At 59.6% G+C, this 26,454-nt stretch carries 27 protein-coding genes; 17 read left to right on the top strand and 10 right to left on the bottom strand.

The genetic code is table 11. From position 1 onward, the window contains the following. Window positions 1-120 precede the first annotated feature (120 nt). The gene (locus ICY20_RS20195) at window positions 121-1,575 is read left to right on the top strand and encodes a TrkH family potassium uptake protein (protein ID WP_159955645.1); all 1,455 of its coding nucleotides are present in this window, start codon (window positions 121-123) and stop codon (window positions 1,573-1,575) included. Here the strand turns inward: ICY20_RS20195 and ICY20_RS20190 are convergent. Then, window positions 1,532-2,590: an AraC family transcriptional regulator gene (locus ICY20_RS20190; RefSeq protein ID WP_159955643.1), complete on the bottom strand. Its 1,059-nt coding sequence runs from the start codon at window positions 2,588-2,590 to the stop codon at window positions 1,532-1,534. The two genes, ICY20_RS20195 and ICY20_RS20190, sit on opposite strands and share 44 nt — an antisense overlap. Before the next feature lie 162 nt (window positions 2,591-2,752). Between ICY20_RS20190 and ICY20_RS20185 the strand changes: the two genes are divergently transcribed. From ICY20_RS20185 to ICY20_RS20175, 4 genes are all read left to right on the top strand, one after another. Continuing rightward, complete coding sequence (locus ICY20_RS20185; protein WP_159955641.1) at window positions 2,753-3,064, top strand: Mpo1-like protein; 312 nt, start codon at window positions 2,753-2,755, stop codon at window positions 3,062-3,064. Between the two features lie 147 nt (window positions 3,065-3,211). Continuing rightward, window positions 3,212-3,340, top strand: coding sequence for a hypothetical protein (locus ICY20_RS28270; RefSeq protein WP_256581662.1), 129 nt, complete (start codon window positions 3,212-3,214; stop codon window positions 3,338-3,340). 73 nt (window positions 3,341-3,413) lie between these two features. Next, window positions 3,414-3,584: a hypothetical protein gene (locus ICY20_RS20180; protein WP_194938432.1), complete on the top strand. Its 171-nt coding sequence runs from the start codon at window positions 3,414-3,416 to the stop codon at window positions 3,582-3,584. Between the two features lie 104 nt (window positions 3,585-3,688). Then, on the top strand, window positions 3,689-4,885 hold the full coding sequence (locus ICY20_RS20175) for an MFS transporter (RefSeq protein WP_194938431.1): 1,197 nt from the start codon (window positions 3,689-3,691) through the stop codon (window positions 4,883-4,885). Here ICY20_RS20175 and arfB read toward each other — a convergent pair. Together arfB and ICY20_RS20165 are read right to left on the bottom strand one after the other, a co-directional pair. Next, entirely contained in the window at window positions 4,882-5,295 is a 414-nt protein-coding gene (gene arfB, locus ICY20_RS20170; RefSeq protein ID WP_194938430.1) for an alternative ribosome rescue aminoacyl-tRNA hydrolase ArfB, read from the bottom strand. The two genes, ICY20_RS20175 and arfB, sit on opposite strands and share 4 nt — an antisense overlap. A gap of 12 nt (window positions 5,296-5,307) precedes the next feature. Next, a complete protein-coding gene (locus ICY20_RS20165) occupies window positions 5,308-5,991 on the bottom strand; it encodes a pentapeptide repeat-containing protein (RefSeq protein WP_194938429.1) in 684 nt (227 codons plus the stop codon). A 66-nt stretch (window positions 5,992-6,057) separates the two neighbouring features. On the opposite strand from ICY20_RS20165, the gene ICY20_RS20160 reads away from it, so the two are divergent. Beyond that, entirely contained in the window at window positions 6,058-7,377 is a 1,320-nt protein-coding gene (locus ICY20_RS20160) for an AAA family ATPase (protein ID WP_324187959.1), read from the top strand. A gap of 2 nt (window positions 7,378-7,379) precedes the next feature. Continuing rightward, a complete protein-coding gene (locus ICY20_RS20155; protein ID WP_194938428.1) occupies window positions 7,380-8,006 on the top strand; it encodes an RloB family protein in 627 nt (208 codons plus the stop codon). A gap of 59 nt (window positions 8,007-8,065) precedes the next feature. Here the strand turns inward: ICY20_RS20155 and ICY20_RS20150 are convergent, their stop codons facing one another. The 6 genes from ICY20_RS20150 to ICY20_RS20125 all read right to left on the bottom strand — a co-directional run bounded on the left by ICY20_RS20150 (window position 8,066) and on the right by ICY20_RS20125 (window position 14,858). Then, window positions 8,066-9,487 (bottom strand): amino acid permease, encoded by a 1,422-nt coding sequence (locus tag ICY20_RS20150; RefSeq protein ID WP_194938427.1) that lies wholly within the window; start codon window positions 9,485-9,487, stop codon window positions 8,066-8,068. A gap of 583 nt (window positions 9,488-10,070) precedes the next feature. Continuing rightward, on the bottom strand, window positions 10,071-11,282 hold the full coding sequence (rluB, locus tag ICY20_RS20145; RefSeq protein ID WP_071484392.1) for a 23S rRNA pseudouridine(2605) synthase RluB: 1,212 nt from the start codon (window positions 11,280-11,282) through the stop codon (window positions 10,071-10,073). A 305-nt stretch (window positions 11,283-11,587) separates the two neighbouring features. Continuing rightward, a complete protein-coding gene (gene scpB, locus ICY20_RS20140) occupies window positions 11,588-12,520 on the bottom strand; it encodes an SMC-Scp complex subunit ScpB (RefSeq protein ID WP_194938426.1) in 933 nt (310 codons plus the stop codon). Window positions 12,521-12,532: 12 nt separating this feature from the next. Then, window positions 12,533-13,231 carry a segregation and condensation protein A gene (locus ICY20_RS20135; RefSeq protein ID WP_194938486.1) on the bottom strand — a complete coding sequence of 233 codons (699 nt, stop codon included), beginning with the start codon at window positions 13,229-13,231 and terminating at the stop codon, window positions 12,533-12,535. A gap of 120 nt (window positions 13,232-13,351) precedes the next feature. Beyond that, window positions 13,352-13,981, bottom strand: a complete 630-nt coding sequence (locus ICY20_RS20130) for an L-threonylcarbamoyladenylate synthase (RefSeq protein WP_159955800.1) — start codon at window positions 13,979-13,981, stop codon at window positions 13,352-13,354. A gap of 13 nt (window positions 13,982-13,994) precedes the next feature. Beyond that, complete coding sequence (locus ICY20_RS20125; RefSeq protein WP_159955627.1) at window positions 13,995-14,858, bottom strand: PHP domain-containing protein; 864 nt, start codon at window positions 14,856-14,858, stop codon at window positions 13,995-13,997. Window positions 14,859-14,945: 87 nt separating this feature from the next. Here ICY20_RS20125 and ICY20_RS20120 point away from each other — a divergent pair, with 87 nt between their 5' ends. From ICY20_RS20120 to ICY20_RS20090, 7 genes are all read left to right on the top strand, one after another. Further along, complete coding sequence (locus ICY20_RS20120; protein WP_159955625.1) at window positions 14,946-15,542, top strand: septation protein A; 597 nt, start codon at window positions 14,946-14,948, stop codon at window positions 15,540-15,542. Window position 15,543: 1 nt separating this feature from the next. Then, the gene (locus ICY20_RS20115; RefSeq protein ID WP_122488988.1) at window positions 15,544-15,843 is read left to right on the top strand and encodes a YciI family protein; all 300 of its coding nucleotides are present in this window, start codon (window positions 15,544-15,546) and stop codon (window positions 15,841-15,843) included. Between the two features lie 107 nt (window positions 15,844-15,950). Then, on the top strand, window positions 15,951-16,358 hold the full coding sequence (locus ICY20_RS20110) for a translation initiation factor 2 (protein ID WP_159955623.1): 408 nt from the start codon (window positions 15,951-15,953) through the stop codon (window positions 16,356-16,358). Between the two features lie 7 nt (window positions 16,359-16,365). Beyond that, entirely contained in the window at window positions 16,366-17,043 is a 678-nt protein-coding gene (locus ICY20_RS20105) for a response regulator transcription factor (protein ID WP_159955621.1), read from the top strand. A 251-nt stretch (window positions 17,044-17,294) separates the two neighbouring features. After that, the gene (locus ICY20_RS20100; protein ID WP_159955619.1) at window positions 17,295-17,759 is read left to right on the top strand and encodes an LTXXQ domain protein; all 465 of its coding nucleotides are present in this window, start codon (window positions 17,295-17,297) and stop codon (window positions 17,757-17,759) included. A 69-nt stretch (window positions 17,760-17,828) separates the two neighbouring features. Then, entirely contained in the window at window positions 17,829-19,172 is a 1,344-nt protein-coding gene (locus ICY20_RS20095; protein ID WP_159955617.1) for a sensor histidine kinase, read from the top strand. Between the two features lie 40 nt (window positions 19,173-19,212). Beyond that, a complete protein-coding gene (locus ICY20_RS20090) occupies window positions 19,213-20,562 on the top strand; it encodes a CoA transferase (protein WP_194938425.1) in 1,350 nt (449 codons plus the stop codon). A 118-nt stretch (window positions 20,563-20,680) separates the two neighbouring features. On the opposite strand, the gene arcD (ICY20_RS20085) is transcribed toward ICY20_RS20090, so the two are convergent. Then, window positions 20,681-22,108 carry an arginine-ornithine antiporter gene (gene arcD, locus ICY20_RS20085; protein ID WP_194938424.1) on the bottom strand — a complete coding sequence of 476 codons (1,428 nt, stop codon included), beginning with the start codon at window positions 22,106-22,108 and terminating at the stop codon, window positions 20,681-20,683. Window positions 22,109-22,555: 447 nt separating this feature from the next. Here arcD (ICY20_RS20085) and arcD (ICY20_RS20080) point away from each other — a divergent pair, with 447 nt between their 5' ends. The 3 genes from arcD (ICY20_RS20080) to ICY20_RS20070 all read left to right on the top strand — a co-directional run bounded on the left by arcD (ICY20_RS20080) (window position 22,556) and on the right by ICY20_RS20070 (window position 26,344). Further along, window positions 22,556-23,983, top strand: coding sequence for an arginine-ornithine antiporter (arcD, locus tag ICY20_RS20080; RefSeq protein WP_194938423.1), 1,428 nt, complete (start codon window positions 22,556-22,558; stop codon window positions 23,981-23,983). Between the two features lie 24 nt (window positions 23,984-24,007). Next, entirely contained in the window at window positions 24,008-25,264 is a 1,257-nt protein-coding gene (arcA, locus tag ICY20_RS20075) for an arginine deiminase (RefSeq protein ID WP_159955609.1), read from the top strand. 69 nt (window positions 25,265-25,333) lie between these two features. Further along, window positions 25,334-26,344 carry an ornithine carbamoyltransferase gene (locus ICY20_RS20070; protein ID WP_159955607.1) on the top strand — a complete coding sequence of 337 codons (1,011 nt, stop codon included), beginning with the start codon at window positions 25,334-25,336 and terminating at the stop codon, window positions 26,342-26,344. The last annotated feature ends 110 nt before the right edge of the window (window positions 26,345-26,454 follow it).

The raw sequence follows: 26,454 nt of genomic DNA, 5'->3' as shown, positions 1-26,454 counted from the left end.
CCATCGTGCCGCCATCCAGGAAACGCCTGGCACTACATAGCTACAGGCCAGAGCGAGCGCGGTTTACATGCCCTGCGCCGCAGGTAGAATGGCGCCTCTGCCCTATTTTGAGTTCACTTCATGGCGTTGCCGACCCTACGCATCATCGGTTTCATCATCGGCATCTTCCTGATCACCCTCGCGATCGCCATGGTCGTGCCCATGGCCACGCTGGTGATCTTCGAACGCACCCGCGACCTGCCCTCGTTCCTGTGGGCCAGCCTGATCACCTTTATCGCCGGCCTGGCTCTGGTGATCCCCGGTCGCCCCGAGCATGTACACCTGCGCCCCAGGGACATGTACCTGCTCACCGTTACAAGCTGGGTAGTGGTGTGTATCTTCGCCGCCCTGCCGTTTTTGCTGACCCAGCACATCAGCTACACCGACTCGTTTTTTGAAAGCATGTCCGGCATCACCGCCACCGGTTCCACCGTGCTGAGCGGGCTGGACAACATGTCGCCGGGCATCCTGATGTGGCGCTCGCTGCTGCACTGGCTCGGCGGTATCGGCTTTATCGGCATGGCGGTGGCGATCCTGCCGCTGCTGCGCATTGGTGGCATGCGCCTGTTCCAGACCGAATCCTCGGACCGCTCTGAAAAAGTCATGCCCCGCTCCCACATGGTGGCGCGGCTGATCGTGGCGGCGTATGTAGGCATCACCATTTTGGGCAGCCTGGCATTCTGGTGGGCGGGCATGGGCCTGTTCGATGCGATCAATCATGCGATGTCGGCGATTTCCACCGGTGGGTTCTCCACCTCCGATGAATCCCTGGCCCACTGGAAACAACCGGCGGTGCATTGGGTGGCGGTGGTGGTGATGATCCTCGGCAGCCTGCCGTTCACCCTGTATGTAGCCACCTTGCGCGGCAACCGTCGGGCGTTGATCAAGGACCAACAAGTGCAAGGGCTGCTGGGTTTGCTGCTGGTGACTTGGCTGGTGCTCGGCACCTGGTACTGGTGGACCACCAACCTGCATTGGCTGGACGCCCTTCGCCATGTGGCGTTGAACGTAACCTCCGTGGTGACCACCACCGGTTTTGCACTGGGGGACTACAGCCTGTGGGGCAATTTCTCACTGATGCTGTTTTTCTACCTGGGCTTTATCGGCGGTTGCTCGGGGTCGACGGCGGGCGGGATCAAGATCTTCCGCTTCCAGGTCGCCTATATCCTGCTCAAGGCCAACTTGAACCAGCTGATTCACCCGCGTGCGGTGATCAAGCAGAAGTACAACGGCCACCGGCTTGATGAAGAAATTGTGCGGTCGATCCTGACGTTCTCGTTTTTCTTCGCCATCACCATCTGCGCCATTGCCCTGGCCTTGTCGCTGCTGGGCCTGGATTGGATGACCGCACTGACTGGCGCGGCCAGCACTGTGTCTGGCGTCGGCCCAGGGCTGGGGGAGACCATCGGCCCGGCCGGCAACTTCGCCAGCCTGCCGGATGCGGCCAAGTGGATTCTGTCGCTCGGCATGCTATTGGGCCGACTCGAAATCATCACAGTGTTTGTGCTGTGCATCCCGGCGTTTTGGCGTCACTGACCGTCGACGTTTCGAGCCGTCGCGCCCGGTATTCGCCGGGCGTGGCATCAAACCAGCGGCGGAACGCACGAAAGAAGTTACTCGGGTCGGCAAAGCCCAACAGGTAAGCAATCTCCAGCAAGGTCATGCTCGGCTGCGCCAGGTATTGCTCGGCCAACTCGCGGCGGGTGTCGTCGAGCAGGGTCTGGAAGCTGGTGCCTTCCTCCTGCAAGCGGCGCTGTAGGGTGCGTTGGGACAGGTGCAGCGTCTGCGCCACCACTTCACGCTTGGGCTCACCCTGGGGCAGCAAACGGCAGAGCACCTGCCGCGCCTTGTGAGTCACGCGGCTTTCCGAAAAACGCGCCAGGTATTCACCGGCAAAGCGGTCATGCAGCAGCGCCATCGCTTCGTTGGCGGTGGGCAGCGGCGCGTCCATGTCGGCGCGTTCGAAGATCAACGCGTCATACGGCGCGTTGAATTCCAGCGGCGCATGGAAGGCTTGTTTATAGGGGGCCAGGTCCGTCGGTTGCTCGCCTTGCAGCAGCACTTTGCGCGGTTGCAGCGTGCGCCCGGTCAACCAACCGCACAGCGCAAGCGCACTGGCCAGCGAGGCTTCGGCGCTTTGCCGGGTGGGCGGCAGGTGGTCGCCATGCACGGTGAGTATCAGCGCATAGCCTTCGGGCAACAGGCGAAAACTCAGGTCGGCGCTTTCGGCGATGATCCGCTGGTAGCGCACCAGGCGCATAAAACCTTCGGCCAGGGTGTTGCTGGACATCAGCGCATAGCCGGCCACATGAAACGACGCCGGGCGCACCACCTTGCCCATGTTCAGGCCAATCGCCGGGTTGCCCGACAGCTCCACTGCGCGCTGCCATAGCCGCGTCATCGAGTCTTGCGGGAACCGCGCATCGGGGTCGTTCAGGGCGTTGTAGTCCAGGCCCAGTTGCTTGAACAGCGCCCGGCAATCCAGGCCGTCCATTTCCAACGCCTTGACTATCCCCATCGCCCAGCTTGCAGAAGTTGTTCGTTCGCTCATGGCGTCTTCTTAATAAAGCAGGCTTAAAACGGCAGCCAGGAAAGCCAAGGATACTAAAGTGGCATCTATTGTCACTGGCTGTTGCTACTGATCACTCTAGACTCAAATAAGCTCCCCGCCGAACATCTGTTGGGCGGCATAACAATCAAAGGGCCGGCTACCGTGGAAAACACCAAACAATTCAACAGCTTCGCCGAGTTCTACCCGTATTACCTGCGTGAACACGGCAACAGCACCTGCCGACGCCTGCACTTTATCGGCACCACGCTGGTGATCGGCATCCTGGCTTATGCCATTGGTCGGGGCTCGTTGGGCTTGTTGCTGGCCGTACCGATCGCCGGTTACAGCTTTGCTTGGGTCGGTCACTTCTTCTTCGAAAAGAACCGCCCGGCGACCTTCAAGCACCCGCTCTACAGCCTGTTGGGGGATTTTGTGATGTACCGCGACATGATCCTGGGCAAGGTGCCGTTCTAGCCAAACGACCGTTTAAACCCTGAAAGTTCCTGCATCCGCCGACATAAAAATCTTTTTGTCATTTGCAGTGCTGTATCCTGCCAAGGCTTTTTGAGAGCGCGGAATCACCTGCGATTGAAAAAACAGACCTTGCGAGGAGCGACGACGATGCACGAGATACCTAATCTCCCCTTCCCAAGCCTGCACCCTACTGAGCAGCCAACACCGCAGCAGGCCAGTGACAAACAGCCTGAGGCCAAAGAAGCAAAACCAGTCGACAGCGAAAGCCAGGACTGACGCCGTACCAGACCGTGTGGAAAGCGCAGCTTTGAGCGCTTTCCACACTGCCTGAATGAATCGAGACCCCGCCATGACCGATACCCAAGACTCTGCCGTACTCGATGCTGCCCTGCAGATGGTCGATGTATGGAACCGCCTCAGCGCCGACAAACAAGCCCTGCTGCTCAAACGCTTCGGCACCCAGGAAAACGCCCTGGCCGCGCTCGTCACTACGCAATTGCTGACCCCCGCGAAATCCTGATGCGTTTTTGAGCTACGCTTTTTGTGTATTAGCCGCCCGGCCCGGCCAAAGCGCCGGTATCATTAGCAGCCTATCTTTACCTGCTGCGACAGTGGACCTCTCCCATGCCAGATACCCAGCGCCCCCTAGCGGTCACGCTGCAAGTTGTTTCCATCGTGTTGTTCACCTTTATTGGCTACCTGAATATCGGCATCCCCCTGGCCGTGTTGCCGGGCTACGTCCACAGTGAGCTGGGGTACGGCGCGGTTGTCGCGGGCCTGGTGATCAGCGTGCAATACCTGGCCACCCTGCTGAGCCGCCCGTATGCCGGCAAGATCATCGATAACCTGGGCAGCAAACGCGCCGTGCTGATCGGTTTGGCGGGCTGCGGTTTGAGCGGCGTGTTTATGCTGCTGGCCGCGTGTTTTTCGAGCCTGCCGGTGGTGAGCCTGGTCAGCCTGCTGGTCGGCCGCTTGGTGCTGGGCAGCGCAGAAAGCCTGGTGGGCTCGGGCGCCATTGGCTGGGGGATTGGCCGAGTAGGTTCGGAAAATACCGCCAAAGTGATTTCCTGGAACGGCATTGCCAGCTACGGCGCACTGGCCGTTGGCGCGCCGTTGGGAGTGCTGCTGGTAAGAAACTTCGGGCTGTGGAGCATGGGGGTCAGCATCATCCTGCTGGCGATCGTTGGGCTGCTGCTGGCCTGGAACAAGGTCGCAGCACCGATTGTCGCGGGCGTGCGCCTGCCCTTCATGAATGTGCTGGGCCGCGTTCTGCCCCACGGTTGCGCGTTGGCGTTGGGCTCCATCGGCTTTGGCACCATCGCTACATTCATCACGCTGTATTACACCACCCAACACTGGGACAACGCGGTGTGGGCCTTGAGCCTGTTCGGCGCCAGTTTTATCGGTGCGCGCCTGCTGTTTGGCAACTTGATCAACCGGATCGGCGGCTTTCGCGTGGCGATTGCCTGCTTGTCGGTGGAGATTCTCGGCCTGCTGCTGTTGTGGCTCGCGCCGGATGCCAACCTGGCCCTGGCCGGTGCGGCGCTCAGCGGGTTTGGATTTTCCCTGGTATTTCCGGCGCTGGGCGTGGAAGCAGTCAACCTGGTGCCCGCCTCTAGCCGGGGCGCTGCGGTGGGGGCGTATTCGCTGTTTATCGATTTGTCGCTGGGGATAACAGGGCCATTAGCCGGGGCGGTCGCATCAGGGTTCGGGTTCGCGTCTATCTTCCTGTTCGCCGCCCTTGCCGCCCTCGGCGGGTTGCTGCTGAGTGTGTACCTGTACCGTCAGGCACCCAAGGCCCGCGAAGCGCGCGACGCTTAAAAGTCCACCTTGCCACGCCCGGCCTTGATGTTGCCGCGCTTGGTCTTGGACTCGAGGCGGCGCTTCTTCGAGCCCAGGGTCGGCTTGGTCGGGCGGCGCTTCTTCTCCACCTTGGTGGCGCTCTGGATCAACTCCACCAGACGCTCCAGCGCATCCGCGCGATTCTGCTCCTGGGTGCGATATTGCTGAGCCTTGAGCACCAGCACGCCTTCGCTGGTGATACGGCTGTCCCGCAGCGCCAGCAGTCGCTCCTTGTAAAACTCCGGCAGCGACGAGGCCGGAATATCAAAACGCAGGTGCACCGCACTCGACACCTTATTGACGTTCTGCCCACCGGCGCCCTGGGCGCGAATGGCGGTCAGCTCGATCTCGGCATCGGACAAGTGCACATTGTTGGAAATTACCAGCATCAATCAAAAACCCTAGGCAACGGACAAGCCCAACTCCGACAACAACATCGACGCCTGGGCTTTGGAAATCACGGCGCCTTTGAACAGTTTGGCATCATTGAGACGAAACCCGCTCAAATCCGCACCCCGCAGGTCAGCACCGGCGAAATTGGCACCGTTGATACGGGCGTGGGCCAGGCTGCAATCGATCAGCTCAGCCTTGCGAAAGTCGGCGTCCGACAAATCGCTGTCAGAGAAGTCCAGGTTATTGAGCACAGTGCGGGCAAACGACAAACCGGACAGAAATGCACTGTTTAGCCGGGTTTCGCTGAAACTTAGCCCCAAGGACGCGCAATGGGTAAAGTTGGCGCCGGTTAATTTGCAGTGCTCGAAACTGGCCTGTGACAGCTTGCTTCGCTGCCAGCGGGTGTTGTTCAGGTCACAGCTGTGGAACTGCGCTTCCAGCAGGTTTGCCGCTTCGAAGATGGCGTGGCTGGCGCGGCAGCTTTTCCAGTGAGTGCCTTCAAGTCGCGAACCGAGGAGAGATGTTTGGATGAGGATGCAGCGTTCAAAGATCCAGTGGTCCAGCGACAGGCGTGACAGATCGGCACCGCTTAGGTCGACGCCGATCAGCCGCAAGGGGCCGCTGTGCTGGGCGATCAGGTCTTCCAGGTCAGAGCGTTGCAGGGTGCCACCGTCGATGTCGGTGTGGTACATGGGGGCCTCATGGAGAGCACGAACAGTGCGAGAGTCTAACTCGCAACATCATGAAGTGCAGAAAAAATGCAGCTGGTTTTACATTTAGCTATATTAGTTGTCTATCAGCGTCATCAATTGCGGGTTTTCTGCATGTTAATCGAATTTTCTGTCAGTAATTTTCGCTCCTTTCGGGAGAAGCAGACCTTGTCGATGGTCGCCTCGCCGCGTTTGGGAAAAAAGCAAAATGTCTTCGACCCAGAAGTCTCTGGAGAACATTTTCCAAAGCTGTTGAAGGTGGCTGCCATTTACGGACCAAATGCGTCGGGAAAGTCCAATTTGGTAAAGGCACTCGATGTCATACCGGCAATGTTGCGCCGCACACCCAGCAATCACTATTCACCTCCTGTAATGCCATTCAGGTTTGATCCAGCGCTGGCTGATAAACCCAGCTATTTCGAAGCACACTTCATTGAAGACAATCTTCGTTTTCAATACGTTGTAGCGGCTACCTCAGAGAGAGTTTTTGAAGAAACGCTCATTTATTTTCCAAAGGGAAAGGAAAGCCTTCTTTACTCCAGAACTTTCAGTCCAAGTAGTGGTGAATCTTATATCTTCGGAGAAAGCCTGGAGGGCGGATCCATAGTTCATGAAGCTTGGAAGAGGCTCACCTCACCTCAAAGCCTATTTTTAGGCCAGGCTGTACTGAACAGCAGCGAGGAAATGCAACAGCTCGTCACACCCCATAAATGGTTCGAAAATTCAAACATTTGCATAGGCCAAGACGGGATGAATTCTTGGGCTATAGCGTCCAGATCGATGGTCATGCAGACCCCCATATCCAAAGACATTCTGCAAAGCTTCCTGCAGCGGCTTGATGTACCTATTACCAATATCCGGTTTGAAGAAAACTCTGGAAAATCCTTGATAGGCCCGGACTCAGAACCTAGAGACTATATGAGGCTGGTTGAGAACGAGTCGAAAACCAAGCTAATGCACACCACGGCATTGGGGGACGCCGAATTCGACTTCAACGAAGAGTCGGGAGGCACTCAAAACCTGATCGGATTTTGGTTGCCATGGCTGAGTCTAAACATGAGCAACGACGGAAAAGTTGTGGTGATCGATGAACTGGACAGCAGCCTGCACCCAAAAATCGTTGAAAGCCTAGTTAAAGAGCATCTTTCAGGAAACAAAAAAACGCAGCTGATCTTCACCACTCACGACACCCATCTGATGAACACCAAACTCCTCAGAAGAGATCAGTTCTGGGTCACCGAACGCGACACCAACGGCGCCACCCAAATGTTTTCCATCCATGACTTTCAAGGAAGAGACAGTGAGGATATTGAAAAACGTTATTACGAAGGTCGCTATCGTGGCTTGCCAATCCTCAGCAGGAGCTAAACATGGCTCGCAGCGCTGACTCATTCAGGAGAAGGGAACCCCGGTTTCAGCAGCAAGCAACGGTATTGATCATTTGCGAAGACCTGCAGTCCAGCAAGGTTTATCTGGAAGATGCCGCAGTCCACTTTCGTTCACACGCAAAAATCGAAATCATGCACTGCGGCGTCACCCACCCAAAAGGCATTGTCGAGTACGCGATTGAGCGTCAAAAGAAATTCGACAAAGTCTTCTGCGCCATCGACCGTGACACGCACGAGTCATTTGACGAAGCCATTCGCCTGTCCAAAGCACACGACAAGATAACCATCATCGCCTCCTACCCCTGCTTCGAATACTGGTTGCTGCTGCACTTCGGTTACACCCGAAAACCCTATTCACGGTCAGGCAAGCACTCAGCGGGCGATCTGGTCGGGGCAGATCTGAGAACCAAGCCAGGCATGGCGGACTACGCCAAGTCGGGGCTTAAGGGATATTTCAAAATGCTGGCCGGCGAACGGTTCGAGAGTGCGCGCAAGCACGCACCGAAAAGCTTGCAGGATGCGATCAAGAGCAACGATAGAAACCCAAGCACCGAGATTCATCTACTGATCGATGAATTTGAAGCGATCTCGAAGCCTAAAAAACTGTAACGCCCTGACAAAAAACAAACCCGACTCAAGGTCGGGTTTGTCATCCAAGGCGGGCTAAATCACTCGGCTACCGAAGCAGCCACGCCCGGCAACTCCTGCGCCTTGCGCTTGTTCTTGACCCAATAACACACCGCCATAAACGCCACCCACACCGGGATCGCGTACACCGACACCTGAATGCTCGGGATCATCAGCATGATCACCAAAATAAACACCACAAACGCCAGGCAAACAACGTTGCCGTACGGGTACCACAGCGCCTTGAACAGCGGCACCTGGCCAGTGCGGTTCATGTGCTGGCGGAATTTGAGGTGGGAGAAGCTGATCATCGCCCAGTTGATCACCAGCGTGGCCACTACCAGGGACATCAGCAGTTCGAGCGCGTGTTGCGGGATCAGGTAGTTCAGCAATACCGCCACCAGCGTCACAGCGGCAGAGGCAAGGATGGAACGCACCGGCACGCCACGCTTGTCGATCTTCGCCAGCACTTTGGGCGCATCCCCCTGCTCAGCCATGCCCAGCAGCATGCGGCTGTTGCAGTAGGTGCCGCTGTTGTACACCGACAACGCGGCAGTCAACACCACGAAGTTGAGGATGTGCGCGGCGGTGTTGCTGCCCAGCATGGAGAACACCTGCACAAACGGGCTGCCGCTGTAGGCATCGCCGGAGGCGTTGAGGGTGGCCAGCAGGCTGTCCCAAGGCGTCAGCGACAGCAGCACCACCAGGGCGCCGATGTAGAAAATCAGGATGCGGTAGATCACTTGGTTGATCGCTTTCGGGATCACCGTGCGCGGCTGATCAGCTTCGGCCGCAGTAAAGCCGAGCATTTCGAGCCCGCCGAACGAGAACATGATGATCGCCATGGCCATCACCAACCCACCCACGCCGTGGGGGAAGAAGCCGCCGTGTTCCCACAGGTTGCTTACCGAGGCCTGCGGGCCGCCGGTGCCGCTGACCAGCAGATAGCTGCCCAGGGCGATCATGCCGACGATGGCCACCACCTTGATGATGGCAAACCAGAATTCAGCCTCGCCAAACACTTTGACGTTGGCCAGGTTGATCAGGTTGATCAGCACGAAGAACGCCGCCGCCGACACCCAGGTCGGGATCTCCGGCCACCAGTAGTGCACGTATTTACCTACAGCCGTCAGCTCCGACATGCCCACCAGAATGTACAGAATCCAGCAGTTCCAGCCCGACAGGAAGCCGGCGAAACCGCCCCAGTACTTGTGGGCAAAGTGGCTGAAGGAACCGGCGACCGGCTCTTCAACGATCATTTCGCCGAGCTGGCGCATGATCATGAAGGCAATAAAGCCGCAGATGGCATAACCCAGGATCATCGACGGCCCGGCAGACTTGAGCACCCCGGCCGAGCCCAGGAACAGGCCGGTACCGATGGCGCCACCGAGGGCGATCAACTGGATATGACGATTTTTCAGGCCGCGTTTCAGCTCGCCTGAAGGGGATTGGGGTCCACTCATGAAAAGGGTCTCACGCAAGGTTTGATGATGTTGAATGCACGTCGCTCGCTCGAATCTCGACTCAAGCAGCGCCGCTCAAACCCCAGCGCAGGCACCAGGAGTACAGCGTCTTTCTAATGGTCATGCGTCACCTGTTTGTTTTTATCTGTGACGAAATCGAACCCGTCCGGCTCGTGGCCAGGCGGAGTGATCAGGGAAGGTAAACCCTGGGTCTTGGCCTTTTGCGTGGTTACGCAAGGGGGGTCACAGTAAAACGCGGCGGATTGTACACGCTGGAAAGCTTTGGGCCGAGTGTTGTTGGTATAAATAGTTATCGTAAAAAAATCTTTACGATGCCATAAATCCCAGTAAACACGGGCCCACATCGTAAACTATTCGTTACAACACGGAACACAGATCTTACACAGATCAGAATGTGGGAGGGGCTTGCTCCCGATTGCAGAGGGTCAGCTACAGATGAGTTGGCTGGTCCACCGCTTTCGGGAGCAAGCCCCCTCCCACATTGGACCGGGTCGATCTTCAAGTTCAGGGCAAAAAAAAACGCCAACCCGAAGGTTGGCGTTTTTAGGCCGTGCTTAGCGAATCACTGCGGCTTCTTGCGACCAAAACCAGGACGCTGACCCGAACCGGCCGGAGCGCCGCGGCGCTTGCCCGACGGCTCGTCGGCGACCAGTTTAGGGCCAGGGCGCTTGTTTGCCGCAGGCTTGGCCGGGCGCTTGGTGCTGGCGTTGTCAGCAGGGCGATCCGCTTCACCACGGTTGCTGCGACCACCGGCCGGGGCCGGGCGTGGCGTACGTGGAGCGCGGTCACCTTCCTGACGCGACGGCGCGGTTGGGCGACGCTCGCCTTCGATCTGCGGCTCGCGGGAAATACGACCGCCGGTTGCCGGTGCATTCAGTGCAGGGCGCAGGGTACGGGCAACGCGCTCAGTACGGGCCACAGGGCGCGACGATTTACGCTGCATACGCTCAAGCTTGTCTTTGCTCTTGGCGTTCATCTGCGGCATGGCGACTGGCGTCAGGCCGACTTCGGCACTGAGGATGTCGACTTCGTACTGGCTCATTTCGCGCCAGCGGCCCATCGGCAGGTCGGAGTTCAAGAACACCGGGCCGAAACGCACGCGCTTCAGACGGCTGACCACCAGGCCCTGGGATTCCCACAGGCGACGCACTTCACGGTTACGGCCTTCCATCACCACGCAGTGGTACCAGTGGTTGAAACCTTCGCCACCTGGCGCTTGCTTGATGTCGGTGAATTTGGCCGGGCCGTCTTCGAGGACAACACCAGCTTTCAAACGCTCGATCATCTCGTCATCGACTTCGCCACGTACACGTACCGCGTATTCACGGTCCATTTCGTACGAAGGGTGCATCAGGCGGTTAGCCAGCTCACCGTCGGTGGTGAACATCAGCAAGCCGGTGGTGTTGATGTCGAGGCGACCGATGTTGATCCAACGGCCTTCTTTTGGCTTAGGCATCTTGTCGAACACGGTCGGACGGCCTTCCGGGTCGTCACGGGTGCAGATCTCGCCATCGGGCTTGTTGTACATGATCACGCGGCGCACCGATTCGGCGGCCTCTTCACGCTTGATGACCTTGCCATCAATGGTGATTGCATCGTGCAGGTCTACGCGCTGGCCGAGGGTGGCCTCGACGCCATTGACCTTGATGCGCTTCTGGGTGATCCAGGCTTCGACGTCGCGGCGCGAGCCCACGCCGATACGCGCCAGCACCTTTTGCAGTTTTTCGCCTGCTGGGCCGATTTCCTGGCTGTCGTTCTGGTCTTTGTCGTTCATCTTAAGCACCTCCCGGTGGGTCGATTCAGGCGTGGCCTGAAGAGTGTTGAAAGCGGGGTCTTGGCCGAATAGGTCGGCGAAGGGTCGCGAATCATACGCGCATGGTGGGCATTGCGCATCAGAGACTAGTCGATAAAGCTTAAGTTACCTGCTTTGCGCCGACCGATGGCCCACAGCAGTTCAAAATGTGGGAGGGGGGCTTGCCCCCGATGGCGGTGTATCAGCTAAACAAGATGCTGGCTGACACACTGCAATCGGGGGCAAGCCCCCCTCCCACATTGATCACCAGTGTTTGCCGGGGCGCGTCAGTCTTCGAACTCGCGGCGTTCGGCTTCGATGGCTTCGGCCAGGGCGCGAGCTTCGGCTTCTTCGTCGCTCAGGGGTGGCTGCTCCAACGCTGCGACGGCGGCCAGCAGTTTTTCACGGGCTTCGGCCACACCGAGGATGTCTTCCTCGGGTTCGGGCTCTGGCTCTGGCTCTGGCTCTGGCTCAGCGCTTTCCGGAGCCTCAGGCTCGACGGCACCATCACGCAACAAGTCATCAAAGTCAGTCTTGATGCCCTGCTCCATGTCATCCAATTCCAGCAACAACGTATGGAAGCTGGTCTCGTCCTTCGGTTCCTCCGGCTCGGCGCTGGCGTCGGCCAGTTCCTGCAAGCCTGCTGGCACGGGCGCGTCGTCGAAGTCCAGCACCGGGTCTGGCTCCATCTCGCGCAACTCGGCCAGCGGCGGCAAATCGTCGAGGTTCTTCAGGTTAAAGTGGTCAAGGAACACCTTGGTGGTCGCGAACATCGCCGGTTTGCCAGGCACGTCGCGGTAGCCAACGATGCGGACCCACTCACGTTCCAGCAGCGTCTTGACGATGTGGCTGTTGACCGCCACGCCGCGCACATCCTCGATCTCGCCTCGGGTGATCGGCTGGCGATAAGCAATCAGCGCCATGGTTTCCAGCATCGCCCGGGAATAACGTTGCGGGCGCTCCTCCCACAAGCGGCCGACCCACGGGGAAAATTTCTCACGGATCTGTAGGCGATAGCCTGACGCCACTTCGCGCAGTTCGAAGGCGCGACCGTCGCAGGACTTGCGCAGAATCTCCAGTGCCTTCTTGAACACCGGCGGCTCAGGGCGCTCGGCTTCTTCAAAGAGTTCGAACAGGCGCTCCAGGGATTGGGGTTTACCCGAGGCGAGGAGAAAAGCTTCCAGCAGCGGGGCCAGTTCGCGGGGTTCAGTCAAATTCATCGATTCAGCTCTTTATTCGGCTCGCGCCCGCACGTGGATAGCCGCAAAAGGCTCATTCTGGACCAGCTCGACCAAGGATTCCTTGACCAATTCAAGCACCGCCATAAAAGTCACCACCACCCCCAGGCGCCCTTCTTCTTTGGTGAACAACTCAACAAACGGCACGAAGCCACCGCCCTTGAGACGCTCCAGCACATCGCTCATACGCTCGCGGGTCGACAGCGCCTCGCGGCTGACCTGGTGGCTTTCAAACATATCGCCACGGCGCAGCACCTCGGCCATGGACATCAGCAATTCTTCCAGGCTCACGTCTGGCACCAGCTTGCGCGCACGGGCCTCAGGCGCATCAAGCTTGGGCACCACCACATCGCGGCCCACGCGGCTCAAGCCGTCGATACCTTCGGCGGCAGCCTTGAAACGTTCGTACTCTTGCAGGCGGCGGATCAGTTCGGCGCGGGGGTCGTCTTCTTCGGCCTCCACCGTCTCCGAGCGCGGCAGCAGCATGCGCGACTTGATCTCGGCGAGCATGGCGGCCATCACCAGGTATTCGGCGGCCAGCTCCAGACGCACCGACTGCATCAGCTCCACATAGCCCATGTACTGGCGAGTAATCTCGGCCACCGGGATGTCGAGGATATTGATGTTCTGCTTGCGGATCAGGTAGAGCAGCAAGTCCAGCGGGCCTTCGAAGGCTTCGAGGAAGACCTCCAGGGCATCGGGCGGGATGTACAAATCCAGCGGCATTTCCAGCACGGCCTGGCCGTAGACCATGGCAAATGGCAGTTCCTGCTGGGCGCCGGCCTGGCTGTCGACGGTTTCCACGGCAGACATTCAGGCCTCAACCATGAACGGGGCCGGGTCACCACAACCCACGCGGATCACTTCAGGCTCGCCGTCGGCCAGGTTGATCACGGTGGAGGCTTTGTTGCCGCCGAAGCCGCCGTCGATGATCAGGTCGACCTGTTTTTCCAGGAGCTGGCGCATTTCGTACGGGTCTTCCAGCGGCTCGGTTTCACCGGGCATGATCAGCGACACACTCATCAGCGGCTCACCCAACTCTTCCAGCAGCGCCAGGGCGATGGGGTGCTCCGGCACCCGCAGGCCAATGGTGCGCTTCTTGGGGTGCAGCAACAGGCGTGGCACTTCGCGGGTGGCGTTGAGAATAAAGGTGTAAGGGCCCGGCGTATGGGCCTTGAGCAGGCGGAAGGTGCCGGTGTCCACCTTGGCGAACAGCCCCAGTTGGGACAAATCGCTGCAAATCAGCGCGAAGTTGTGCTTGTCGTCCAGCTGACGCAGGCGTCGTACACGCTCTACGGCGCCCTTGTCGCCGATCTGACAACCAATGGCGTAGGACGAATCAGTCGGGTAGATCACCACACCACCGGCGCGAATGATCTCCACGGCCTGTTTGATCAGGCGCGCCTGGGGGTTTTCCGGATGAATCTGGAAGAATTGACTCACGTGTTCTACCTGTTCAGACGGTGGCAGTAATGGGGTCATGCTTGAATCGCCCCGACAAGAGCGGCAGGTCTTCAGGTACCTGGCGATACTCGCCGATTTCGGACCACCCACCTGGGCCATGAAAGTCACTGCCGGCGCTGACCAGCAGACCAAATTCGCGGGCAAGAATTGCCAGGCTGCCGACCTGTTCGGCGGGCTGGTGCCCGTTGACCACTTCGATCGCGTGGCCACCCGCTCCAATATAGTCGCTGATCAGCTTGCGGCGCTTGCTGCGGGTGAAATCGTAATGCCAGGGGTGGGCCAGGCTGACCCAAGCCCCGGAGGCACGCAGGGTCGCGACCGTGTCTTCCAGGGTCGGCCAGTGCTGCTTCACGTCGCCCAACTTGCCGGCGCCCAGCCATTTGCGGAAGGCTTCGGCGCGGTCTTTGACAAACCCTTCACGCACCATCCAGTCGGCAAAGTGCGGCCGGGCCGGGGCGTTGCCGCTGTCGCCGAGTTCCTGCTGGATGGCGCGGGCACCCTCCAGGGCGTTGGGCATGCCTTTGAGGCTGAGTTTGCGGCTGATTTCTTCGGAACGCAGCCAGCGGCCATCGTGCAAATTGGCGATAGCCTGCACCAACGCGGGGGCGTTTTGATCGAAACCGTAGCCGAGCACATGAATGGTGGCGCCGCCCCAGGTGCAGGACAATTCCACGCCCGTGACCAACTGCATACCCAGTGAATGGGCGGCTTCACGGGCTTCATCGAGGCCTTCGAGGGTGTCGTGGTCGGTCAACGCCAGGACTCGCACGCCTTTTTCAAACGCACGCGCAACCAGTACCGCGGGCGCCAGGGCGCCGTCGGAGGCCGTGCTGTGGCAGTGCAAATCAACATTCACGGGAGTGTGTAACCTCAAGTCAGCTGGCGCTTTCGCTACCAAGGATGTTTGTTATTATGCCGCCACATCCAGCTTCTGGCTCTTACTGTGAAACAATTCATCGACTTCATCCCGCTGTTGCTGTTTTTCATCGTTTACAAACTCGACCCTCGGGTCATCGATGTTGCCGGTCATGAGCTGACGTTCGGGGGCATCTACAGCGCCACCGCCGTGCTTATCGTCAGCTCCCTCGTGGTCTACGGCGCCCTCTTCATCTCCCAGCGCAAACTGGAAAAAAGCCAATGGCTGACCCTGGTCGCGTGCCTGGTGTTTGGCAGCCTGACGCTGGCCTTCCACAGCGAAACCTTCCTTAAATGGAAAGCCCCGGTGGTGAACTGGTTGTTTGCCCTGGCGTTTATCGGCAGCCACTTTATCGGCGACCGTCTGCTGATCAAGCGGATCATGGGCCACGCACTGACCCTGCCGGAGCCGGTCTGGACGCGCCTGAACGTGGCCTGGATCATCTTTTTCATCTTCTGCGGCGCCGCCAACCTGTTCGTGGCGTTCACCTTCCAGAGCTACTGGGTCGACTTCAAGGTTTTCGGCAGCCTGGGCATGACCGTATTGTTCCTGGTCGGCCAGGGTATCTACCTGTCGCGCCATCTGCATGACACCGACCCTACTACGCCAAAAACCGAGGACTGACATGCTCTACGCCATCATCGCCACCGACGTTGCCAACTCCCTGGAAAAACGCCTGAGCGTGCGCCCGGCCCATGTCGAGCGCCTCAAGCAACTGCAAGCAGACGGCCGCCTCGTGCTGGCTGGCCCACACCCGGCCGTCGACAGCAACGACCCGGGCGACGCCGGTTTCACCGGTAGCCTGATCGTCGCCGAGTTCGCCTCCCTGGCCGACGCCCAGGCCTGGGCCAAGGCCGACCCCTACATCGCGGCTGGCGTCTACGCCGATGTCGTGATCAAGCCATTCAAGCAAGTCCTGCCTTGACGCTGGAATGTGTCGAACCTATTACGTTCGGCACACTCCTAATTGCTCATTATTCTCGGTAACCTGCCGACAACGATCTGAATATTCGTGTGGAATCAGGAGTTCCGATGCGCTTACGTCAGTTGTGTCTGTTGGCAGTGTTAATGATCGGGGCTACTGCCCACGCTGAAGAAACCCCGAACACCGGCAATTCCACGCCCCTGTCGTTGAGTGCGGGCAGCCAGATCACCGAATTGCAGCAACGCTTGAAAGAAAGCGAACGGCTGCGCGAAGAATTGGGCAAGCAACTGCAAAGTGCGGACACTGCTCGCGAAAGCGCCCAACTGAGTCGCCTTCGCCAAGAGAACCAACGCCTGGCCCAGCAACTCAAAGACACACAAGGCGGTGCTTTGACCCGATGGCTGACCGAGCAACAACAGTGGTTTGTCACCGGCGGCGCCGTCGCATTGATCGCCTTGCTGTGCGGGATCTTCGCCAGCGGTGGGCACCGTCGCCGTCGACAATGGCTAAATTGAGTGAGTCATGAGCGAGCTGTTACTGATAGATGATGACCAGGAGCTCTGCGAGCTGCTGACCAGTTGGTTGAGCCAGGAAGGTTTCCAGGTACGCGCCTGCCATGACGGTTTGAGCGCACGTAAAGCTTTGGCTGACAGTGCCCCCGCAGCGGTGGTACTCGATGTGATGCTGCCCGACGGCAGCGGCCTGGAGCTACTCAAGCAACTGCGCAACGACCACCCGGAGTTGCCGGTGCTGATGCTGTCGGCCCGGGGCGAGCCGCTGGACCGTATCCTCGGCCTGGAACTGGGCGCCGACGACTACCTGGCCAAGCCCTGCGACCCTAGGGAATTGACCGCCCGCCTGCGCGCGGTATTGCGCCGCAGCCACCCGGCGGCAGTGTCGACGCAGATGGAGCTGGGCGATTTGTGCTTTAGCCCCGTGCGCGGCGTGGTGAGCATCGATGAGCAGGAGTTCGTCCTCACCGTTTCCGAAAGCCGCCTGCTGGAAGCCTTGCTGCGTCAGCCTGGGGAGCCACTGGATAAGCAGGAACTGGCGCAGATCGCGTTGGGCCGCAAGCTGACCCTTTACGACCGCAGCCTGGACATGCACGTCAGCAACCTGCGCAAAAAGATCGGCCCGCACCCGGATGGCCGGCCGCGGATCGTGGCCCTGCGCAGCCGGGGCTACTACTACAGCCTCTGAACACGCTGCAGAATCTCTGTGGGAACTGGCTTGCCTGCGATGGCAGTGGGTCAGCCAGCATCAATGTGATTGAAAGACCGCGATCGCAGGCAAGCCAGCTCCCATATTTGGCCTGCTTGATCTCAAGGGTTTTGTCAGCCTCGATCAAAACCCTCTTTACCCAAGCTTTACGCTCCCCTGACTGCCGCTGACCTTCTTCTGCGTAATCTACTCACATCCGGACTCACCGGAATAGAGACAGGAGAATCACCATGCGCAAGACCCTAATCGCTTTGATGTTCGCCGCTGCCCTGCCTACCGTTGCCATGGCTGCCATGCCAGAAGGCCCAGGCCCGATGGGCGGCCCGGAAGGTCACATGATGGGTGGCCCGGGCCACGGCGGTGAACACGGTTCGCGTGGCAAAGGCGGCCCTTTCAGCCAGTTGGACCTGAGCCGCGAACAGCGCCAGCAGATCGGCAAGCTGATGGGCGACCAGTTCCACGCTCGCAAAGACCTGACCAAGAAGTACCTGGACAAGCTGCCAGCGGCTGAGCAGAAAGCCATGCAGGACGAGATCGCCGCCGGCAAACAGAAAACCCAGGCCGATATCCGCGCAGTACTGAAGCCTGACCAGCAGAAAAAATTCGACGAGATCGTCAAGAAGCAAGAGCAGCGCCGCGCCGAATGGAAGGAATTCCAGGCCTGGAAAGCGCAACAGCCGCAAAAAGCGCAATAATGCCCACGCGTTAACGCTCCCAGCCCAGTGGCTTCCCGCCACTGGGCTTTTCCTGTTTGAGGGTTTCCTGTGCGTTCATTGTTCTGGCGGATCCTGGCCAGCTTCTGGCTGGCTATCGCTCTGGTTGCCGGGTTGTCGATCCTGCTGGGGCATATGCTCAACCAGGACGGCTGGATTCTCAGCCGCCACCCCGGCCTCGCCAACCTCCCTGAAGAATGGGCCCAGCTCTACGAAACCCAGGGCGAAGACGCCGCTCAGGACTTGCTGCAACAGCGCAAACGCCAATACCACATCGACGTGCAAGTGCTGAACGAAAGCGGCGAGCCGGTGGTACGCGGCACGTTCCCCCGTCGCTCCGCCGCTTTTGAAGCGCGGCAAAACGACAGCAAGGACGGCCACCTGCCCTGGCGCCGTTTGACCGCCGAATACACCAGCGATAAAACCGGTGACACCTACCTGCTGATCTACCGCATCCCCCACCCAGAGCTGGATGCGTGGCACCGCAGCAGCCTGCTGTGGCCGTTGAGTGCACTGGCGATTGCGCTGGTAGTACTGACCCTGTTCAGCCTACTGGTGACGCTCTCGATCACCCGCCCGCTCAGCCGCTTGCGCGGCGCGGTGCATGACCTCGGCCAGGCCACCTACCAGCAAAACAGCCTGGCCCGGCTGGCCAACCGTCGCGATGAGTTCGGCGTGCTCGCCACCGACTTCAACCGCATGGGCGCGCGCCTGCAAAGCCTGATCGGCAGCCAGCGCCAGTTGCTGCGCGACGTTTCTCACGAACTGCGCTCACCCTTGGCCCGCCTGCGCATCGCCTTGGCGTTGGCCGAACGCGCCGGCCCCGAGGAGCGCGAAAAACTCTGGCCGCGCCTGACCCGTGAATGTGATCGCCTGGAAGCCTTGATCAGCGAAATCCTGGTACTGGCGCGCGTCGACGCCGACAACGCCAGCGCCGAAGACATTGACCTCAACCCGCTGCTCAAGACCTTGCAAAAAGACGCCCAGCTCAGCGCGCCCGACCAAGTGGTGCAACTGAGCGCCGAAGCCGGCCTGCACCTCAAGGGCTGGCCGACCATGATCGAACGGGCGGTGGACAACCTGCTGCGCAATGCCCAGCGTTTCAACCCGCCAAACCAGGCGATTGAACTCCAGGCCCAGCGCACGGGCGACCGAATCCTTATCAGCGTGCGCGACCACGGCCCCGGGGTCGAAGCCGAACACCTGAGCCAATTGGGTGAACCCTTCTACCGCGCCCCTGGCCAGACTGCACAGGGTCACGGCCTTGGCCTGGCAATTGCGCGCCGCGCCGCCGAACGCCATGGCGGCAGCCTGATCCTGGCCAACCATCCAGACGGCGGTTTTATCGCCAGCATCGACCTGCCATTGGAGCCTGGGGTTGTCACACCGGCCTGATGATCTTCTATAGTGGCCCTTCTCTTACGGAGGGCCTTTGATGACTGACCTGCTGACACCCATCCAAGCCGCACTCGATTTACCCCACACCCCGCTTACCCTGACCGAAGTCGGTGCCCTGCCCTCGACCTTTGCCGTCACCGAACTGGCCAGCGCCAGCATCGGCGCTGCCGGCCAAGCCGTGGCCCAGTTGATCCAGCAGCAGACCGGGCGCCTGCCCAACGTCAGCGTGGACCGACGCCTCGCCTCCGTCTGGTTTTCGTCCTCGATTCGCCCGGTGGGCTGGCAAGTGCCGCCCCTGTGGGACCCGGTCGCCGGCGACTACGCCAGCGCCGACGGCTGGATTCGCTTGCACACCAACGCGCCCCACCATCGCGCAGCCGCCGAAAGCGTACTGGGCAAGGTCGCCGACCGTGCCGAAATGGCCAGTAAAGTCGCCACTTGGAACGCTGCCGACCTGGAACAGGCGATTGTCGATGCCGGCGGTTGCGCCGCCCAGATGCGCTCATGGCAGGCCTGGCAAGCTCACCCCCAGGGCTTGGCGGTGAATGCCGAACCACTGGTGCAGCGCCAGACCGTTGAAACCACCACCGACAAACCCTGGCTCGGCACGGTGGCCCGCCCGCTTGCTGGAATCAAGGTGTTGGACTTGACCCGCGTATTGGCCGGCCCCGTGGCCAGTCGCTTCCTCGCAGGGCTGGGCGCCGATGTACTGCGCATCGACTCACCCACCTGGAATGAGCCCGGCGTGGTGCCGGAGATGACCCTCGGCAAACGCTGCGCCCGCCTCGACCTGAAAAGCCCCGAGGGCCGACAGGTGTTCGAAAGCCTGCTCAAGGACGCCGACATTCTGTTCCACGGCTACCGCGCCGATGCCCTTGAACAACTGGGCTACACCGCCAGCGCCCTGCAAGCCCTCGCCCCCGGCCTGATCGATGTAAGTCTCAACGCCTATGGCTGGAGCGGCCCGTGGCGTAATCGCCGAGGCTTTGACAGCCTGGTGCAGATGAGCAGCGGGATTGCCGACGCAGGCCAGGCTTGGCAAAAAGCAGACAAACCCGTGCCGCTGCCGTTGCAGGCGCTGGATCACGCCACCGGGTATCTGATGGCCGCCAGCGCGATTCAAGCATTGAGCGAGCGATTGAAAACCGGGCGTGGCGGGTCGGCGCGGTTATCGTTGGCACGCACGGCGACGTTGTTGGTGGAGGGCGGGCAGGTTCCCGAACAACCGTCACTGAGGACCGAGGAACCGGGTGATCAAGGCTTGCTAGTGGAACAGACCGCCTGGGGGCAGGCCCACCGGCTGCTGCCACCACTGACCATCAGCGGCACGCCGTTGCAGTGGGATCTGCCGGCCGGGGAGTTGGGCTCGCATCGGGCTCAGTGGTGACCTGAAGGCCGCTATCGCAGGCAAGCCAGCTCCCACAGTTGACTGAGTACATCCGTTGAAATGCGGTCACCCTGTGGGAGCTGGCTTGCCTGCGATGAGGCCCGTACAGCCAACCCTTTCACAGGGTCAAAAACCCACTGTACAACCCATACGCCGCCAACCCCGCCCCCACAATCACACCGCTGAAAATCCCCTTCTCCATGTGGGTAAACAACGGCATCCCCTGCTCACGCTTGGCCAAGGCAAACAAAATCACCCCAGGCGCATACAACAGCGCCGACAGCAGCAAATACTTCAACCCGCCGGCATACAGCAACCACACCGCATACCCCAGGGCAATCAGCCCCACCAGCAAATCCTTCATGCGCTGGCCTTGGGCGCCCTCGTAGGTTTCGCCACGCCCGCTCAACAACACCGCGTAGGCCGCCGACCACAGGTACGGCACCAAAATCATCGATGAGGCCAAATAGATCAACGTGGTGTAGGTGCTGTGGGAAAACAACGTGATCACCAAGAAGAGCTGGATCATCACGTTGGTCAGCCACAACGCATTAACCGGCACCTGGTTGACGTTTTCCTTCTTCAGGAACGCCGGCATGGTTTTGTCTCTGGCGGTGGCATAGAGGATTTCAGCACAGAGCAGCGCCCAAGACAGCAAGGCGCCAAGCAACGACACCGCCAGACCGATGCTGATCGCGATAGCGCCCCAGGGCCCGACGATATGTTCCAGCACGCCCGCCAAAGAAGGGTTTTGCAAGCCGGCCAGTTCCGGCTGGCTCATGACGCCCAGGGACAACACATTCACCAGTACCAGAAGCGCCAGCACACCAAGAAAACCAATCACCGTCGCCCGCCCAACATCCGAGCGTTTCTCGGCCCGCGCCGAATACACGCTGGCGCCTTCGATGCCGATAAACACAAACACAGTGACCAGCATCATGTTGCGCACCTGGTCCACCACGTCACCTAGTTCAGGGTTGCCCAGCCCCCAGATATCCCGCGTGAAGACATCGGCCTTGAAGGCCACGGCGGCGATCACGATAAACATCAGCAACGGCACGATCTTCGCCACGGTGGTGATCTGGTTGATGAACGCCGCCTCCTTGATCCCGCGCATCACCAAAAAATGCACGGCCCACAGCAGCAGCGATGCGCAGCCGATAGCCACCGGCGTATTGCCCTCGCCGAACACGGGAAAAAAATAGCCGAGCGTACTGAATAGCAACACGAAGTAACCAACATTGCCCATCCACGCGCTGATCCAGTAGCCCCAGGCCGATGAAAAGCCCATGTAATCGCCAAAACCCGCCTTGGCGTAGGCATATACCCCGGAATCCAGTTCGGGTTTGCGATTGGCCAGGGTCTGGAACACAAACGCGAGGGTCAGCATACCCACGGCGGTAATCCCCCAACCGATCAGCACAGCGCCCACCTCGGCACGTGCGGCCATGTTTTGCGGCAGAGAGAAGATCCCGCCGCCGATCATCGAGCCGACCACCAGGGCGATCAGGGCGCTGAGTCGAAGTTTCGGGGCGAGCTGGGGCATGAAGACTCCTGAATATTTGATCGTTTGAGCTGACAACCGTGCACTCAACTAATTTACCCAACGAGTGTAGCGTTTATTAGAGAAGGCGATAAAACACGCAGATTAATAACCTAACGGCCTATCAAAATTTGAAGTTTAGGCTTATTTAAATTTTAAATAGAGCGCCTTTATAAAACTTTATGGCGCTTGAGTGAAACATCGATCAAAAAGTTTGCACATCCGAAAATACGGTCTAGCTTCAATCGTCCATAGACCTGACTAAATGATTAACCACAAGGGGGAGACGCCTCTGTATCGCGGCTCTCCGAGGACTTTTATCGCCCACGAGTTTCCAACCTAAGTCATTAATTCACAATGGAATGTGCCAATGAAGTGATCTGAGTCAGCTGTTTGTCTAGCGCACGGAATTATTCTGTGGTCTCTCTTCTCCTGCATTGGAGTCACGCAATGTCTGAAACTCCCGGAAAACTTAAGCTGGGTGCGCTGGTTGCACTTGTCGTGGGCTCGATGATTGGCGGCGGGATCTTCTCTCTGCCACAAAACATGGCGGCCAGCGCCGATGTCGGCGCGGTATTGATTGGTTGGGTCATTACCGCCATCGGCATGTTGACCCTCGCGTTCGTGTTCCAGACCCTCGCCAACCGCAAACCCAACCTCGACGGCGGTGTATACGCCTACGCCAAGGCCGGCTTTGGCGATTACATGGGCTTCTCATCGGCTTGGGGTTACTGGATCAGTGCCTGGCTGGGCAACGTCGGTTACTTCGTGTTGCTGTTCAGCACCCTCGGCTATTTCTTCCCAGTCTTCGGCGAAGGCAACACGCCGGCGGCGGTGATCGGCGCGTCCGCGCTGCTATGGGCCGTGCACTTCCTGGTACTGCGCGGGATCAAGGAAGCAGCATTCATCAACCTGGTGACCACCGTCGCCAAGGTAGTGCCGCTGGTGCTGTTCGTGTTGATCGCCCTGTTCGCGTTCAAGCTGGAGATTTTCACCGCCGACATCTGGGGCGTGAAAAACCCCGACCTGGGCAGCGTGATGAACCAGGTGCGTAACATGATGCTGGTCACCGTCTGGGTGTTTATCGGTATCGAGGGCGCGAGCATCTTCTCGTCCCGTGCCGAAAAACGCTCCGACGTGGGCAAGGCCACTGTGATCGGCTTTATCACCGTGCTGCTGTTCTTGATGCTGGTGAACGTGCTGTCCCTGGGGATCATGACCCAACCGGAACTGGCCAAGCTACAGAACCCATCGATGGCCGCCGTGCTGGAGCATGTGGTTGGCCACTGGGGCGCGGTGCTGATCAGCGTTGGCTTGATCATTTCGTTGCTGGGGGCACTGCTGTCATGGGTGCTGTTGTGTGCAGAGATCATGTTCGCTGCCGCAAAAGACCACACCATGCCGGAGTTCCTGCGCAAGGAAAACGCCAACCACGTGCCGGTCAACGCCCTGTGGCTGACCAACGCGATGGTGCAGCTGTTCCTGATCATCACGCTGTTCTCTGCCAGCACCTACCTGTCGCTGATCTACCTCGCCACCTCGATGATCCTGGTGCCTTACCTGTGGTCGGCGGCCTACGCCCTGCTGTTGGCAGTGCGCGGCGAAACTTACGAAAACGCCCTGAAAGAGCGCAAAAAAGACCTGTTCATCGGCGCCATCGCCCTGATCTACGCGATCTGGCTGCTCTACGCCGGCGGCACCAAATACCTGCTGCTCTCCGCCCTGCTCTACGCCCCCGGCGCGATTTTGTTCGCCAAGGCCAAGCGTGAACTGGGCAAACCGATTTTCACCAATGTCGAGAAGTTGATCTTCGCCGCAGTGGTCATTGGCGCCCTGGTGGCGGCCTATGGGCTCTACGACGGCTTCCTGACTCTGTAATTGATGTTCCTTGGAGGATAAGTAATGACCACGGAAAAAGTGAAATACGGCGTACATTCCGAAGCCGGCAAGCTGCGCAAAGTCATGGTGTGCTCCCCAGGCTTGGCCCACCAGCGGCTGACCCCCAACAACTGCGATGAGCTGCTGTTCGATGATGTGCTGTGGGTGGCCCAGGCCAAGCGTGACCACTTCGACTTCGTGACCAAGATGCGCGAGCGGGATATTGATGTGCTGGAAATGCACAACCTGCTCACCGACATCGTTGCCATCCCCGAAGCGCTGGACTGGATCCTGGAGCGCAAGATCACCGCCAACACCGTTGGCCTGGGCCTGGTCAATGAAGTCGGCTCATGGCTGCGCAGCCTGGAGCCGCGCAAGACCGCCGAGTTCCTCATCGGTGGCGTGTCGGCCGATGACCTGCCGAGCCAATTCGGCGGCAAGACCATCGAGATGTTCCGCGACTTCCTCGGCCACGCCAGCTTCATCCTGCCGCCGCTGCCCAACACCCAGTTCACCCGTGACACCACCTGCTGGATCTACGGCGGCGTGACGCTGAACCCGATGTACTGGCCGGCGCGACGCCAGGAAACCCTGCTGACCACCGCCATCTACAAGTTCCACCCCGAGTTCACCAACGCTGATTTCGAAATCTGGTACGGCAACCCCGACGAAGAACACGGCGCTTCCACCCTGGAAGGCGGCGATGTGATGCCGATTGGCAACGGCGTGGTCTTGATCGGTATGGGCGAACGCTCGTCCCACCAAGCGATCGGCCAACTGGCGCGCAACCTGTTCAAGAACAAGGCAGTGGAGAAAGTGATCGTCGCCGGCCTGCCGAAATCCCGCGCCGCGATGCACCTGGACACCGTATTCAGCTTCTGCGACCGCGACCTCGTCACCATCTTCCCCGAAGTGGTCAACCAGATCGTCGCGTTCACCCTGCGCCCTGACGAAAGCAAACCCCACGGCATCGACATCCAACGGGAGAAAAGCAACTTCCTCGACACCGTCGCCGCCGCCCTCGGTCTCAAGGCCCTGCGCGTGGTGGAAACCGGCGGCAACGCCTTCGCCGCCGAGCGCGAGCAGTGGGACGACGGCAACAACGTGGTGGCCGTGGAGCCTGGCGTGGTGATCGGTTACGACCGCAACACTTACACCAACACCCTGCTGCGCAAGGCCGGTGTGGAAGTGATCACCATCAGCGCCGGTGAACTCGGCCGTGGGCGTGGCGGCGGCCACTGCATGACCTGCCCGATCATCCGCGACCCTATCGACTACTAAGCGACCATCCACCCGGCGGCGCATATCCCGCGCCGACCGGGCCGATTACCGAATCCAAGGAGAATCATCATGGCGTTCAACATCCACAACCGCAGCCTGCTTAGCCTGGAACACCACACCCCGCGCGAGCTGCGCTACCTGCTGGACCTGTCCCGCGACCTCAAGCGCGCCAAGTACACCGGCACCGAACAGCAACACCTAAAGGGCAACAACATTGCGCTGATCTTCGAAAAAACCTCTACACGCACCCGATGCGCCTTTGAAGTCGCGGCCTATGACCAAGGCGCCAATGTCACCTACATCGACCCGGGCTCCTCGCAGATCGGCCACAAAGAAAGCATGAAAGACACCGCCCGGGTACTGGGGCGCATGTACGACGCCATCGAATACCGTGGCTTCAAGCAGGAAATCGTCGAAGAACTGGCCAAGTTTGCCGGCGTGCCGGTATTCAATGGCCTGACCGATGAATACCACCCCACCCAAATGATCGCCGACGTGCTGACCATGCGTGAACACGCCGACAAGCCGATCCACGAGATCAGCTACGCCTACCTGGGTGACGCCCGCAACAACATGGGCAACTCGCTGCTGCTGGTGGGCGCCAAGCTGGGCATGGACGTGCGCATCTGCGCGCCAAAGGCCCTGTGGCCTCACGATGACCTGGTAGGCCGCTGCAAAAAATACGCGGAAGAAAGTGGCGCACGCATCACCCTCACCGAAGACCCGAAAGCGGCGGTCAAGGGCGTGGACTTCATCCACACCGACGTGTGGGTGTCGATGGGCGAGCCGGTGGAAGCCTGGGCCGAGCGTATCGAGCAACTGCTGCCGTACCAAGTGAACGCCGAGTTGATGAAGGCCACCGGCAATGCGCGCACCAAGTTCATGCACTGCCTGCCGGCGTTCCATAACAGCGATACCAAGATCGGCAAGCAGATTGCCGAGCAGTATCCGCACCTGGCCAATGGCATTGAAGTGACTGACGACGTGTTCGAGTCGCCGGCGTGTATCGCCTTTGAGCAGGCGGAGAATCGCATGCATACCATCAAGGCGATTTTGGTTTCGACCCTCGCCGACTTGTAACCCAACATAGCTCCCACTGATTCAACACGGTCAATGTGGGAGCTGGCTTGCCTGCGATGGCGGTACATCAGTCGACAATAATGCTGACTGACATGCCGCCATCGCGGGCA

Origin of the sequence: Pseudomonas pisciculturae, assembly GCF_015461805.1 — a bacterium.
GTDB lineage: Bacteria > Pseudomonadota > Gammaproteobacteria > Pseudomonadales > Pseudomonadaceae > Aquipseudomonas > Aquipseudomonas pisciculturae.
This window is presented reverse-complemented; position numbering and strand designations above follow the sequence as displayed.